Source organism: Actinoplanes sp. NPDC051411 (assembly GCF_040682075.1).
In the GTDB taxonomy this organism is placed as follows: domain Bacteria; phylum Actinomycetota; class Actinomycetes; order Mycobacteriales; family Micromonosporaceae; genus Actinoplanes.
The window spans coordinates 1-12,848 of sequence record NZ_JBFBAD010000019.1 but is presented as its reverse complement, the minus strand read 5'-3'; the positions used below and the strand labels follow the sequence as shown (position 1 = coordinate 12,848).

At 71.8% G+C, this 12,848-nt stretch carries 14 protein-coding genes and 2 pseudogenes; 12 read left to right on the top strand and 4 right to left on the bottom strand.

Features of this window, described 5'->3' with window-relative positions; all coding sequences use genetic code 11:
• Positions 1-81 precede the first annotated feature (81 nt).
• Positions 82-1,911, top strand: a complete 1,830-nt coding sequence (locus AB0M88_RS13120) for a GAF domain-containing protein (protein WP_364100045.1) — start codon at positions 82-84, stop codon at positions 1,909-1,911.
• A gap of 59 nt (positions 1,912-1,970) precedes the next feature.
• Here the strand turns inward: AB0M88_RS13120 and AB0M88_RS13115 are convergent, their stop codons facing one another.
• On the bottom strand, positions 1,971-2,975 hold the full coding sequence (locus tag AB0M88_RS13115; protein ID WP_364100042.1) for a Gfo/Idh/MocA family oxidoreductase: 1,005 nt from the start codon (positions 2,973-2,975) through the stop codon (positions 1,971-1,973).
• A gap of 235 nt (positions 2,976-3,210) precedes the next feature.
• Here AB0M88_RS13115 and AB0M88_RS13110 point away from each other — a divergent pair, with 235 nt between their 5' ends.
• The 5 genes from AB0M88_RS13110 (at position 3,211) to AB0M88_RS13090 (ending at position 6,778) form a co-directional block, all read left to right on the top strand.
• Positions 3,211-3,906 (top strand): TIM barrel protein, encoded by a 696-nt coding sequence (locus AB0M88_RS13110; protein WP_364100039.1) that lies wholly within the window; start codon positions 3,211-3,213, stop codon positions 3,904-3,906.
• Positions 3,907-4,072: 166 nt separating this feature from the next.
• On the top strand, positions 4,073-4,387 hold the full coding sequence (locus AB0M88_RS13105) for a helix-turn-helix transcriptional regulator (RefSeq protein WP_364100037.1): 315 nt from the start codon (positions 4,073-4,075) through the stop codon (positions 4,385-4,387).
• Positions 4,384-5,205 (top strand): hypothetical protein, encoded by an 822-nt coding sequence (locus AB0M88_RS13100; RefSeq protein ID WP_364100034.1) that lies wholly within the window; start codon positions 4,384-4,386, stop codon positions 5,203-5,205. The genes AB0M88_RS13105 and AB0M88_RS13100 overlap by 4 nt, the downstream gene beginning before the upstream one ends.
• Positions 5,206-5,259: 54 nt before the next feature.
• Complete coding sequence (locus tag AB0M88_RS13095) at positions 5,260-5,994, top strand: ATP-binding cassette domain-containing protein (protein ID WP_364100031.1); 735 nt, start codon at positions 5,260-5,262, stop codon at positions 5,992-5,994.
• Entirely contained in the window at positions 5,981-6,778 is a 798-nt protein-coding gene (locus tag AB0M88_RS13090; RefSeq protein WP_364100028.1) for an ABC transporter permease, read from the top strand. Before AB0M88_RS13095 ends, AB0M88_RS13090 begins: the two co-directional genes overlap by 14 nt.
• 10 nt (positions 6,779-6,788) lie before the next feature.
• Here the strand turns inward: AB0M88_RS13090 and AB0M88_RS13085 are convergent, their stop codons facing one another.
• Positions 6,789-7,298: a DUF2231 domain-containing protein gene (locus AB0M88_RS13085; protein WP_364100025.1), complete on the bottom strand. Its 510-nt coding sequence runs from the start codon at positions 7,296-7,298 to the stop codon at positions 6,789-6,791.
• 162 nt (positions 7,299-7,460) lie between these two features.
• Here AB0M88_RS13085 and AB0M88_RS13080 point away from each other — a divergent pair, with 162 nt between their 5' ends.
• The 6 genes from AB0M88_RS13080 (at position 7,461) to AB0M88_RS13055 (ending at position 11,712) form a co-directional block, all read left to right on the top strand.
• Complete coding sequence (locus tag AB0M88_RS13080; protein WP_364100022.1) at positions 7,461-8,126, top strand: response regulator transcription factor; 666 nt, start codon at positions 7,461-7,463, stop codon at positions 8,124-8,126.
• Entirely contained in the window at positions 8,123-9,322 is a 1,200-nt protein-coding gene (locus AB0M88_RS13075; RefSeq protein ID WP_364100019.1) for a HAMP domain-containing sensor histidine kinase, read from the top strand. Before AB0M88_RS13080 ends, AB0M88_RS13075 begins: the two co-directional genes overlap by 4 nt.
• A gap of 60 nt (positions 9,323-9,382) precedes the next feature.
• Positions 9,383-9,598 carry an AsnC family protein gene (locus AB0M88_RS13070; protein ID WP_364100016.1) on the top strand — a complete coding sequence of 72 codons (216 nt, stop codon included), beginning with the start codon at positions 9,383-9,385 and terminating at the stop codon, positions 9,596-9,598.
• The gene (locus AB0M88_RS13065; protein ID WP_364100013.1) at positions 9,595-10,143 is read left to right on the top strand and encodes a Clp protease N-terminal domain-containing protein; all 549 of its coding nucleotides are present in this window, start codon (positions 9,595-9,597) and stop codon (positions 10,141-10,143) included. Before AB0M88_RS13070 ends, AB0M88_RS13065 begins: the two co-directional genes overlap by 4 nt.
• 325 nt (positions 10,144-10,468) lie before the next feature.
• Positions 10,469-10,840 (top strand): BlaI/MecI/CopY family transcriptional regulator, encoded by a 372-nt coding sequence (locus AB0M88_RS13060; RefSeq protein WP_364100011.1) that lies wholly within the window; start codon positions 10,469-10,471, stop codon positions 10,838-10,840.
• Positions 10,837-11,712 (top strand): M56 family metallopeptidase, encoded by an 876-nt coding sequence (locus AB0M88_RS13055; RefSeq protein ID WP_364100008.1) that lies wholly within the window; start codon positions 10,837-10,839, stop codon positions 11,710-11,712. The genes AB0M88_RS13060 and AB0M88_RS13055 overlap by 4 nt, the downstream gene beginning before the upstream one ends.
• A gap of 285 nt (positions 11,713-11,997) precedes the next feature.
• Here the strand turns inward: AB0M88_RS13055 and AB0M88_RS13050 are convergent.
• Together AB0M88_RS13050 and AB0M88_RS13045 are read right to left on the bottom strand one after the other, a co-directional pair.
• Positions 11,998-12,306, bottom strand: a pseudogene (locus AB0M88_RS13050) (phosphatase PAP2 family protein); the annotation flags it as partial.
• Positions 12,307-12,637: 331 nt separating this feature from the next.
• Positions 12,638-12,848, bottom strand: a pseudogene (locus tag AB0M88_RS13045) (IS5/IS1182 family transposase); the annotation flags it as partial.

Below are 12,848 nucleotides of genomic sequence, written 5' to 3'. Positions count from 1 at the left end.
AACCCGCCAGTGAGAGAAGATCACCCCACTGTTTGGCTCGCCACGGTGTACAGGGCACACACCCCGAGAAGGGACCGGACGATGGGCGACACCCCCGTAGTCCGAACGTCAAGCCCCGACCTCGCGTCCTACCGGATCCGCCGGGAGCGCGAACTCAGCTCGTTGTACGCGACCGCCCGGTCGCTGACCGCCCTCGGGGAACTCGACGCGGTCCTCGACTCGATCGTTCGCGAGGCCCACGAACTGATAGGCACCGACTTCACGTACCTCTCGCTGCTCGGAGGCGACGGCGAGCTGATGCTCAAGGCGTCCGAGGGCACCATCTCCTCGACGTTCAACCAGGCCCGGGTGCCGTCCGGAACCGGCGTCGGCGGCCGCGTCATCGCCACCGGCGCCCCGGTCTGGGTCAGCAACTACCTCAAGGCCGGCCACGTTCCGCACGACCGGACGTTCGACGGCCTGGTCATTCCCGAAGGCATGGTCGCGCTGCTCGGCGTGCCTCTGCTGGTGGGCGAGGAAGTCATCGGCGTGCTGTTCGCCGCCGACCGCACCGAACGGCCCTTCGAACCCGACGAGGTCGCGCTTTTCAGCGCCTTCGCCGACCACGCGGCCATCGCCTTGAACAACGCCCGGCTGTACGACGAGAGCCGCGCCGCGCTCAAACAGCTCCAGACCGCGTACCGCACCATCGAACGCCAGGTCGCGATGATGGAACGGGCGCAAGCAGTGCACGAATCCCTCACCCGGGTGGTGCTGACCGGAGGCGGCGCCGACGACATCGCGCGGCTTCTGGTCGAGCACCTGCGAGGCGCGGTCACGGTCTTCGACCGGGCCGGTGCCGTAACCGCCCGGTGCGCCCTCGACCCGGAGAACGGGCCCACCGCCCAGCGGCCGTCACCGGACGCGGTGGAGCAGGCCCGCCAGTCCGGGCGGTGGGCGACAACCACCGACAGCACCGGCCTCTGGCACAGCGCGGCCGCCATTCAAGCCGGTGACACCCACCTCGGCGCGCTCCTGCTCACCCGCGACCAGGAGCCCAGCCCCGTCGACATACGCACCCTGGAGCGTGCCGCTCAGATCATGGGGCTGCTCATCCTCAAGGAGACCGCCGTCGCCGAAGCCGAGGAACGGGTCAGCGGCGAACTGCTGACCGAACTGCTCGTCTCCGCGCCACCGTTGACACCGGCCCAGCGGGCCCGGGCGCACGCGCGCGGCATCGACCTCACCGCGCTGAACGTCATCATCGTCGCGAAGTCCGAGACGAAGACCGTCCCGGAGGTCAGCCGCCGGCTCTACGCGCTGTCCCCACAGTGGAACGGGCTCGCCGGCGAACACCTGGGCCGCGCCACGCTGCTCGCCGCGACCTCGGATGCCGCCCGGCTCGCCGAAACCGTGCACGGTCACCTTCGCCGGGAGCTCGGAACGCCGGTCCGCGTCGTCGCCGAGCCGATCACCGGCCACAACTGGGGGCGGGCGTTCGACATCGCCGGAAAATGCTGCGACCTCATGCAGATCCTCGGCGTGACCGATCAGGGGTCGACGACCGAGCCGTACGCCATGTTCGCCCTGTTGTTCGACGCCGAGCGGGCGAAGGACCTTCACCGGTTCCTCGACAACTCACTGAAGCCGCTCCTGACCCACGACGCGCGACGGTCGACGCAGCTGGTGGCCACCCTGTCGGCGTACTTCGGCAACGCCGGCAACGTCACCCGGACCGCCGCCGCGCTCCACGTGCACATCAACACCCTGCTCAAAAGACTCGACCGGGTCGACAGCATCCTCGGCCGGGGTTGGCGCGCCCCCGACCGGGCCCTGCAACTGCAGGTAGCGCTGCGGCTGCACGACATAGGCACTCAGATGGACGAGCCCCGCCGGCCCTTCCCGGCTGAGCCGTCCGGCAAGGACGCCTGAGGTCGCCGGCTCATCGCGCCCTTGATCAAGCCATGAACCGCCACAGCTGATCAGTCCGTTCAGCGGATGCGGACCTCCTCGATGCGTACGGGGCGGTGCTCGGCGGCCGAGCGGACGCAGGCCTCGGCGATCCAGCCGGCCTCGAGGCCGTCGGCGACCGTGCACGGCGACGGCTGTTTCCCGGCGGCGACATCGAGGAAGGTTTCGAACTCGGCGCGGAAGGCGTCGGCGAAGCGGTCCATGAAGAAACGGTGCGGCCGCGGGTCGGGGTCGGTGGCGCCGGGCGCGGCGGAACGCATCGGCCACTTCGGGTCGATGCCGGCGGCGATGCTGTCAGCCGAGCCGTGCACCTCCAGCCGTACGTCGTAGCCGCGGCCGTTGTAGCGGGTGTTGGACACCACGCCGAGGGTGCCGCCGTCGAAGGTGATCACAACGGTGGCGGTGTCGACGTCCCCGACCTCGGCGAAGAAGGCCGCGCCGCGGTCGCTGCCGGTGGCGTAGACCTCGACCGCCTCCTGCCCGGTCACCCACCGCACGATGTCGAAGTCGTGGACCCCGCAGTCGCGGTAGATCCCGCCCGACCCGGCGATGTACTCGCGCGACGGCGGCTCGGGGTCCATCGTCGTCGATCGCACCGTGGTGAGCCGGCCGAGTTCACCGGCGTCGGCCGCCGCCTTGACCGCCGCCATCGCGACGTCGTAACGGCGCAGAAAACCCATCATGACCGGTACGTCGTAGTCGGCGAGCCGGCGCAGCAGCGCGGCCCCCGAGGCGCCGTCGGACGCGACGGGCTTCTCGCAGAGAACCGGCAGGCCCGCCTCGACACAGGCGAGGATGAGCGGCACGTGCATGTCCGTGTCGGCCGCGATGACGACACCGTCGACCCCGGCCGTGAGCAGCTCGCCGACCGAGCCGACGGCCTCGGCGCCACAGCGGTCGGTGACCTGCCGGACCCGTTCCGGCAGCAGGTCGGTGACGACGAGCGAGTCGACGGCGGCGATGGAGCTCAAGGTGTCGGCGTGGAAGGCGCCGATCCGGCCGAGGCCAATCAGTCCGATACGCATGGCGCTCAGAGTAGGAGCGGGAACTGTGGGTTCCGCCGGGTGGAAACCATCAAAAGCCCCTCAGCCGTGGTTCCCCGGCCCGATCACGGGCAGGATTCGGCCACGAGCCTCCTTGCGACCTGCTGGACCACCGCCGGCGACGCGAACCCCTACCCCGGCAATCAGCGCAGCCCGGTCGGGATCCGCGAGCGCGTCGAGGCCGCCTCCGACGCCGGGTTCCGCGGCATGGGCCTGCTTGCACGCGGACCTGATGCCGGCGCTCGGCGAGTACGGCGTACGCGGCCTGCGCGCCCTGCTCGACGACCACGGCATCGTCGACCTCGAGCTGGAACTGCTCACCGGCTGGTGGGCGCCGGGCCCCGGCCGCGTACGGCGGGATCTGCTCACAGCGGCCGAGCAGCTCGGCGCCCGGCACATCAAGGTCGCCCCCGACGTCACCGACGGCCCGTGGAACCGCGACGAGTGGGTCGCCTCGTTCGCCGCCCTGGCCGCCGACGCCGCGAACGCCGGAACCCGGGTCGGCCTCGAATTCCTGCCCTGGTCCAACATCAAGACCGTGCACGACGGACTCGCACTGGTCCAGGCGGCCGGCGCGGCGGCCGGCGGCCTGATCATCGACGTCTGGCACACCGAACGCGCGCACACTCCCCCGGCCGACCTCGCCGCGGTGCCCTTGCGCCACATCGTGGGCGTCGAACTCAACGACGCCGACGCGGAACCGGTCGGCACGCTCTTCGACGACACCGTCAACCGCCGGCGGCTGTGCGGCCAGGGCGCATTCGACCTCGCCGGCATCATCACGGCGCTGCGCACCGCGGGGTGGGACGGTCCCTGGGGCGTCGAGATCCTCTCCGAGGAACACCGGAAGACCCCGGTGCGTGAGGCCGTCGCCGCCGCTTTCCGTACGGCGGAGGCAGCGCTCACGGCCTAGGAGGCCATTGCGGTCCTAACTCTCGGGGCCGCCCTCACCTGCGCGACGCTCGGCAGACGCCTGCCGCCACAGCCAGCCCCCGGTTCGCCGCACCCGTCTTTCAGGATCTAGCGCTATATCGTCCGGCGTAGTACGTTGAGCGATATAGCGACGGACGGAGTACGGCATGGCGGACGAACTGGGCCGTTGGGCGGAGCCGGGTCTGCTGGTCCTGGCCAGCCTGGCCGACGGGGCGAAGCACGGCTACGCGATCACGACCGATGTCGCCGAGCAGATCGGCGTGACGCTCGGGCCGGGCACGCTTTACGCCGCCCTCGCGCGGCTGGAGGAACGTGGCCTGATCGAGGGGCTGCCGGCCGAGGGGCGGCGCCGGCCGTACCGGTTGACGGCCGCCGGCGCGGCCGAGTTGTCCGCTCAGGCGACGCGGATGCAGCGACTGTCCGCATTGAGCCTGGGCCGGCTGCGGCTGGATCCGGCGTGAGCGGCGACGCGCGGCTGGTTCGCGCACTCGTGGCCTGTTACCCCGTCGGCTGGCGCCGCCGCTACGGCGACGAGTACGCCCAGCTCCTGTGCGACATGCGGGTGCATCGGCGTCCGGTATTGATTCTCGATTCACTGTTCGGTGCTGTTCGCGCCCATGGAGGTGTCGTCGTGTCCCGTCGTTCCCCGATGACCGCGGTGGTGTGGGCGACCGCGCTGTTCACGGTCGCCGGCCTGGGTTTCGCCAAGCTCGCCGAGGACTTCACCGGCCGGGCCGGCAGCTCGTACGCGTTGCTCGTCGCCGGTGCCGCGGTGGCGTTGCTGGCCCTGGCGGTCGCGGCGGCGCCCACCGCGGCGGCGCTGATTCGCGGCCAGGATGTGCGGGCCTGGAAATATGTGGCGGTCCCGGTCGTCGGCGCGGCTCTCTGGTACGGCGTTCTGCGGCTCGCGCAGGCCATCGCCGGCGGGCACGGTGTGCACACCGCACCGAACGTGGCCGGATTCGCCCTGATCGCCGCGGCGGGGATCGCGGTGCTCGCGGCGACCGCATGGGCCGCCGTGATCGTGCTGTCCCGTGTTCCGGGCCACCAGCCGGCCCGGCTGCGTCCGATGGCAACGACCATCGTGACCGCCGGAATGGCGGTCGCCACGATCGCCGCGGTGATCTGGGGTCTGCAGGTGCGCACGGCCGCCGGCAACCATGGCGGCCTTCTGGCCACCCCGTTCGTCCCGAGCTGGATCGGCGTGGTGGTCGCCTTTGCCGCGGCGACCGCGCTCGCGGCCCGGAGCAGCCGGCGCCGACCGGCCCTCGCCGGGTAGACCTCACCCGCTCCAGCTGCCTTTCGGCGATCCGCCGAGAAAGGGCGATACCCCATGTCCACATCCGCCACGATCCAGGCCGACGGGCTGTCCAAACGCTACGGCCGTCAGCAGGCCGTCGACCGGCTCACCTTCACGGTCGAAGCCGGCCAGATCAGCGCCCTGCTCGGCCCGAACGGCGCCGGCAAGACCTCGACCATCCGGATGCTGGTCGGCCTGTCCACGCCCGACGCCGGCACCGTGCTCATCGATCAGTGTCCGGTGAGCCTGGGCGCCGCCGTGCTGCATCGGGTCGGCGTCCTGATCGACGGGCCCGCCTTCGTACCGCACCTGACCGGAACCGCCAACCTGAAGCTGCTGTGGGCCGCGTCGCGCCGGTCGTGGCCGCCGCCCGGCCTGGCCGACGCGCTCGACCTGGCCGGCCTCGGGGCGGCGATCGACCGCAAGGTCAAGGGCTACTCGATGGGCATGAGACAACGGCTGATCCTCGCGAACGCCCTGATGCGCCGGCCGGACGTCCTGATCCTCGACGAACCGGCCAACGGCCTCGACCCGGCCGAGGTCCGCGCCCTGCGGCAGCATCTGGCCGCCCGCGCCGCCGCCGGTGCCACCGTCCTGATCTCGAGCCACCAACTCGCCGAGGTGCAGCAGCTGGCCAGTCACATCCTGGTGATGTCCCACGGCCGCCTGATCGCCTCCGGCCGGCTCGACGACCTCGTCGGCGGCGACCAGTCACTCGAGGACGCCTACCTCGCCATGACCGAAGGGACCGGCCGTGCTGCGCTTTGAGCTCACCACCCAGCTGTACCGGCTGCGTACGCTGATCGCCCTGGCCTGCCTGGCCGGCGTGCCCGCGGCCGCCGCTCTGCCGCTGGCCTCCTCGGCCGGGCACCGCAACGGCACCGAGAGCGGCCTGTTCGGCGCGTCCCCCTACTCGGCGCTCAATCACGCGATGGCCAGCCTGCAGTTCATCGGCCCACTGGTCCTGCCGATCGTGGTCGCCCTGCTCGCCGCCACCATCGCGTCGGCCGACCGCGACTGGGGCATCCTGCGTTACCTGTACGTCGCTCCGGTCACCCGCTTCCGGCTGCTGGCGACCAAGTTCGCCGCCACCGCGCTCGCCACCGTCCTCGCTGTCGTCTGTTCCCTGGCCGGCGGTCTGGTGGCGGGCACGATCGTCTTCGGCTGGCACCCGTTCCACATCATCGGCGCGCCCAACCTCACCACCGGTCAGACAGTCGCACGCACGCTGGCCGCCGGCGGGTACATCGTGCTGTGCATGCTCGCCGTCGCCGCGATCGCGTTCACGCTGGGACTCCTGCTCCCCCGCGGCGCCGAGGCCCTGGCGGTGGCGATCGGCTTCGTCGTGGTCGCCACCATCCTCAACAACCAGGGCGCCCTGCACACCGTCGCGGTGATCCTGCCGGTCCACTACTGGCAGAACTGGGTCGCGCTGTTCGACCCACCCGCCGTGGCGCGCCTCGGGCCGGGCTCAGCCGCCCAGGTCGCCACGATCCTGTTGTGCACGGGGGTCTGCTGGATCGTCCTCCGTCGCCGCGACCCGGCCGGGTAGCCGGCCACGATCAGTCGTGCTCGCGGCCGGCCGGCGTGGTGCTGAAACTGCCGGTCCAGGCCGCCTTGGAGCCGGAGTCGCCGATCCGGTAGATGCCGTAGACCCCGGCCGCGCCCACGATCAGGGCGAGCACCGCGACCACACCGGTCACCGCGGTGGACAGCGGGGCCAGCCAGACCCGCCGCGCGGAGTCGGACCGGGCCTCCCGCTCGCGCCACCAGACGATCAGGGCGAGCACGGCGATCGGAATCGCGTAGAAGATCGCGTTGTCCCCGAGCTCGGTGTGCTTGTGCAGCAGGTCGTTCTGCGGAACCCGCCGCTCGAGCCACTCCCCCGCGCTGGTCGTCAGCGGGACCAGCAGGACGACGAGAATCGACAGGATCGCGTTGGGCGCGGCGAGCCGGGCCCGGGCGGCCGGCCAGAACGCGGTGAGCACGAGCAGCAGCGCGGCCAGCGGCAGCAGCACGACGATCGCGTGCACCAGCAGGATGTGCGCCGGTAGCCCGTTGACGGTGGTCATAGCGATCCTTCCAGAACATCGGCAAATGCCCCGAAAGGCTACGAAGCTGATTCTTCGAGTTCTCCCATTTCCCCACCGCAGACTTGCCGCGTGAACGACGGCCCGGGCCGCCCTGGACGGGGCGCGCTTCGGATGAGCCTGACGGCTGCCAGAGTGGAAGACGTGACCACGACACGGGTGCTGGTCGTCGAGGACGACCGCGAACTCGGTGACCTGCTGCTGCGGCTGTTCGGGGGCGCCGGATACGCCGCCGAGCTGGCCCGCGACGGCCAGGCCGGCCTGCACCGCGCCCTCACCCGCCGCTACGACCTGCTGGTCATCGACCGTGGCCTGCCCGCCATCGAGGGCCTCGACCTGCTGGCCCGGCTGCGGCGCAGCGGCAACCAGACCCCCGCGGTGATCCTGACCGCCCTCGGCACCGTCACCGACCGGGTCGCCGGACTCGACGGCGGCGCCGACGACTACCTGGTCAAACCCTTCGACGTCGACGAACTGCTCGCCCGGGTGCGGGTCGTGCTGCGCCGCCGCCCAACCGGCACCGAGCACGTCCTGCCGGTCGGGGAGGCCGAGTTCGACCTGATCGCCCGCACAGTCACCACCGCCGACGGCGACCAGACGACGCTCTCGGGACGCGAAAGCGACCTGCTGCGCCTGCTCGCCTCCCACCCGTCCCGGGTGTTCAGCCGGCAGGAGATCACGTCGGGCGTCTTTCCCGAAGCGGCCACCGAGACCCTCGCCGACACCTACGTCCACTACCTGCGCCGCAAACTCGGCCCCACCGTGATCACCACCGTGCGCGGCGCCGGCTACCGACTGGGCACCCTGTGAACCGGGCCGACCCCGACCTGCTCCTGCTGCGGCGAGCGCGGCGCATCCTGGCGATCCAGCACACCGCGGCCCTGGCCGTGATCCTCCTGATCGTCGGCGTGGTCGCCCTGCTGATGGTCGGCCACGGACAGCGCGGCGCGCTGGCGCACGGCCTGCGGCAGACCGCGGCGAGCGAGGAGGACGTGGTCGACCCGCCCGAGGACAGCTGGATCTTCCGGCTCGACGCCGCCGGGACACTCACCGCGACCCGGCACCCACCGGCCGGTTTCCCCGACCAGGCGGCGATCGACCGGGTACGCAACGGGGGACCCACCGAGACCGCCTCCCGCGAGATCGACGGCGTCGACTACCTCGTCTACACCCGGCAGCGCAAGGGCACCACCGTCCAAGTCGTCGGCAGCCTCGCCGGCCAGGAGGCCGAACAACGGCGCCTGGCGATGGCGCTCGGCGCGGCCGGCCTGCTCGGCCTGCTCGGCTCGGCGGCCACCGGCCTCGCGCTCGCCCGCCGCGCCACCGCACCGCTGGGCGACGCCCTCGACCGGCAACGCCGGTTCGTCGCCGACGCCAGCCACGAACTACGCACACCGCTCGCCCAGCTGCACACCCGCGCCCAACTACTGCGCCGCGATCTCGGCGACGGTCCGGCCCGCACCGACCTGGACCGCCTGGTCGCCGGCACCCGCGAACTCGGCGAGGTCGTCGACGACCTCCTGCTGTCCACCCACGGCACAGCCGGCGGCAGCACCGAGGTCGACCTCGGCGTCCTCGCCGCCGCAGTGCTCGCCGCCGCCGGCGACCGGGCCCGCGACCAGGACGTGACACTCGACCTGGTCACCGACCCCGACGAACCGTCCCTCGTACGCGGCCGGGAAGCCGCCCTGCGCCGGGTCCTGACCGCGCTGATCGACAACGCGCTCAGCCACACCCCACCCGGCGGCCACATAGCCGTCGAACTCAGCCGCCGGACCGCGCCCCGGCAGGTCACCGTGACCGTCCGCGACGACGGCAGCGGCTTCGACCCGGGCGACGCCCGGCACATCTTCGACCGCTTCGCCCGCGGCCACGACGACCACCGCCGGTTCGGCCTCGGACTCGCCCTGGCCCGGGAAGTGATCACCGGACACAGCGGCACCATCGACGCGCACAGCACACCCGGACACGGCGCCGTCTTCACCATCCGGCTGCCAGCAGGCTGACCCCAGGCCGGTCGTCAGCATTTGTTGACACGACACCCCACGTCAGCATATGTTGACACCATGAGTGAAGTAGTTGATCTTCCGCGGCAGGCCGCGCATACCGATCCGGCGATCGGTCTCAGTGCTGTCGCGGCTCTCCGCGCGCTGACCGAAAGGCTGGAACTCCATCAGGTCGCCAATGCCCGAGCCGGTGGCTGGAGCTGGCAGGCGATCGCGGAAGCGTTGGGCGTCACCAAACAGACCGTGCACCGCAAGTACCACAAAATGGTCCGGTGACGGCGATGCCGACGATAGACGACGCCGCGACGCGCCACGTCGCACGGGTCGCGCAGCAGGCGGCGTGGCGGCTGGGACACACGTGGATCGGTGCGGAGCACCTCTTGTTCGCGGCATCAGCCGGACTGGACCGGACCGGGGAGACCTTGCGCGCCGCCGGGCTGACCCCTCGCCCGGTCTGGAGGCTGATCGAGCAACTGGTCGGGGTAGGAAGGTGGGCCGTGGACCGCGACGCGCTGGCCGCCATCGGCATTGACGTCGACGAGGTTCTCTCCGCCGCCGGAATGCCGTCCGGCATCGCACCGATGCGCGGCTCCGGTCGTCGCCCACGGCGACACCGTCATCTGCCGCTCAACGCCGTCGCCACCCGATGCCTTCTCGCGGCAGCCACTCCGGGCGGATCCTCGGCGTCGATGACCAGCACGGCCGCTGTCGCTCGAGCCGTCATCCACGACGACAGCCGCACGGTTGAACTCCTGCTGCAACGCTGCCATGTCGACCGACCCGGCCTGAGCCAGGCGTTACACCGGATCGCACGCCGGTAGCCGTAGCGTCAGCCGGAGGCGGCGACCGACGCTTGCGTGCCGGCAGCGGGCTGTCGCCGGGATTTGGCGGTGGACGTCGAACGCGAGGGCCTGATCACGGCCAAACTCCTACAAGTTGTGGGATCTGTCATGCGAGGGCCGCCGGGGCGCCCGGCTTCCGGGGGGACTGCGGCGCCCCGGCGGTCATTCCCATGGTCTCCGCGGGCGGCTGAGGGAGCGCTGAACGGGCGGCCGACCCGTGCTCCGGCGTGGCGACCGCATAAACGCGCTGGTGGCGACGGCCGCGTTAGGCTGACACGTTGACGACGTGGAGGGCATGAGGGCGATGACGACGAGGGACAGCCGCCGCGCTCCCGGCACGCTGGAAGCCGAGGTCATGGCGGTGCTGTGGCAGGCCTCGGCGGATCAGCCGCTGGCGCCGAGCGACGTGCAGAGCCGCCTGGGCGGCGACCTGGCGTACAACACCGTCCAGACCATCCTGATCCGCCTGCAGGAAAAGGGCCTGGTCGAGCGGCGGAAAGCGGGTCGCGGTCACGTGTACTGGGCCGTCAACGACGCCGCGGCCACCACCGCGGCCCAGATGAGCGCCCTGCTGGCCGGCCGCGGCGACCGCCATGCCGTGCTGCAGCAGTTCGCGGCGTCGCTCGACGCGCAAGACGCCGCCACGCTGCGGAACCTGCTCGGGGAACTGCCGTGACCGTCGCCGTCTACGTGCCTCTGCTGCTCGGCGTGCCGCTGTGGTGGGTGGCGCCGCGCATGGCCAGACACGGCAGTCCGGCTCTCACCGCCTGGGCCCTCGCCGTCATCGCCGTCGTCGCCGCCGCGGCGACCACGTGGTCGCTCAGCCTCCTGGCCTTGACGCTGTTCGACGACCTGCCGCCCTGGCGCGCCCTCGGCGCGGACCCGTCACGGCAACTGCCGACGCCGGTACCCGATCCGATCGCGGCCGTCGCCGTCCTCCTGCTGATCGGCGCGGCGGTCCGGCTGCTCACCGACGCCCGCCGCCGGCTGACGACGGTCCACCGCCTACGGACGGTCGGCACGCCCCACGACGGCGTCGCCATCGCCGACCTGCCGGAACCGATGGCCGTCGCGGTGCCGGGCCGCCCCGGGCACATCCTCGTGACCACCGCCATGCTGCATCTGCTCGACCACCACGAGCGGCAGGTGATGTTCGCCCACGAGCGCGCCCACCTGCGCCACCGCCACCACACCCTCGTCCTCGCCGCGGCCATGGCCGCGGCGATCAACCCGCTGCTCATCCCGGCCCGGGAAGCGGTGACCTACCTGGTCGAGCGGTGGGCCGACGAAGACGCGGCCGCCGCGGTCGGCGATCGAGGATTGGCGGCCCGGGCGATTGCCCGGGCCGGGCTGGCGACCGTACGCCCGGGGCCGTCACTCGCGGTCGGCGGCGGCCCCGTCGTCCGCCGTGTGCAGGCCCTGACCGGTCCCGCTCCCCGACCGCACCGGCGCCGCCTCGCCGGCCTGCTCGCCCTGCTCGTCACGTTCGGCACGGCCGCGACCATCGCCACCGCCGAGTTCGTCGCCGTCGCCCGCGCCTGGCTCTGAACGCCCGACCGGACCCCGACGCTCGCCACCACCGAGTTCGTCGCCGTCGCCCGGGCCTGGCTCTGAACGCCCGATCGGGCCCCGACTCTCGCCACCGTCGAACTCGCCCCCAGCGGGCGCGACCGGCTCGGAAGACGCGGGCCGGCCGCGACCATCGCCACCGCCGCTTTCGTCACCGTCGGGCGCGACCGGCTCTGAACGCCCGGGCCGGCCACGACCATCGCCGGATTCGTCTCCGCCGCTCGTGCCTGGCCCGGCTCGCCCGAGCGCGCCCCGCACCGGCAGCGCGAGCACGACCACGGTGACGGCCAGCAGCCAGGCCCCGAGAACATCGGTCGGCCAGTGCACCACCAGCGCCACCCGGCTCACCCCGACCGCGACGGCCCACAGCCCGGCCGCTCCCACGACGACGACCCGTCGAAGGCCCCGCAGGAGCGGCCAGAGCAGGGTGATCGCGATCAGCGCGGCCGTCGCCGACCCGGTGGTGTGGCCGGACGGAAACGAGAACCCGGCTGCCGGCGCCAGCCGATCAACCGGCCGCATCCGCCCGACCGCGTTCAGGACGATCAGCCGGATGCCGGCCGCTCCCAGCATGGCCACGGCCACGAAGACGGCGTCGCGCCATCTCCGGAACTCCAGCAGCACCGCGACCGCGGCCACCGCGGCGACCGTCACGACGGCGGGCCCTCCGGTATTGGTGACCACGGTCATCAACCAACGCCACGCCGGATGCCCGACGGCCGCTCGCCACGCAGCCGAGCTGACCGTCGCGTCGAACGTCAGCAACGGGCCGTTCCGCGCCACGACGAGGGCCGTCAACGCCGTGAAGAGCACCGCCGACACCCCGGCAGTGATCAGAACACGGCGGCCGGACATCGATCGAGCCTACTCCTACAATCTGTAGGCATTAGGGCGTGTATCGAAGTCATAGCCACTCGTTGATCGCGGCGATGGTGACGGTGGCTTCGTAGCGCACGGCGAGTTTGTCGAACCTGGTGGCGATAGCGCGGTGGCGTTCAAGCCGGTTAATGCCGCACTCCGCCGCGTGACGCTGCTTGTAGATCGCGGAGTCGAAGGACGGTGGCCGCCCGCCCTTCGACCCGAGTTTGCGGCGATTGGCATCCTGGTCCGCCTTA

What these genes read in the sequence shown, in the direction of transcription:
- AB0M88_RS13120 (WP_364100045.1), top strand. Translation starts at nt 82, where the DNA reads ATGGGCGACACCCCCGTAGTCCGAACGTCAAGCCCCGACCTCGCGTCC.
- AB0M88_RS13115 (WP_364100042.1), bottom strand. Translation starts at nt 2,975, where the DNA reads ATGCGTATCGGACTGATTGGCCTCGGCCGGATCGGCGCCTTCCACGCC.
- AB0M88_RS13105 (WP_364100037.1), top strand. Translation starts at nt 4,073, where the DNA reads ATGGCGGACGAACTGGGCCGTTGGGCGGAGCCGGGTCTGCTGGTCCTG.
- AB0M88_RS13095 (WP_364100031.1), top strand. Translation starts at nt 5,260, where the DNA reads ATGTCCACATCCGCCACGATCCAGGCCGACGGGCTGTCCAAACGCTAC.
- AB0M88_RS13085 (WP_364100025.1), bottom strand. Translation starts at nt 7,298, where the DNA reads ATGACCACCGTCAACGGGCTACCGGCGCACATCCTGCTGGTGCACGCG.
- AB0M88_RS13070 (WP_364100016.1), top strand. Translation starts at nt 9,383, where the DNA reads ATGAGTGAAGTAGTTGATCTTCCGCGGCAGGCCGCGCATACCGATCCG.
- AB0M88_RS13060 (WP_364100011.1), top strand. Translation starts at nt 10,469, where the DNA reads ATGACGACGAGGGACAGCCGCCGCGCTCCCGGCACGCTGGAAGCCGAG.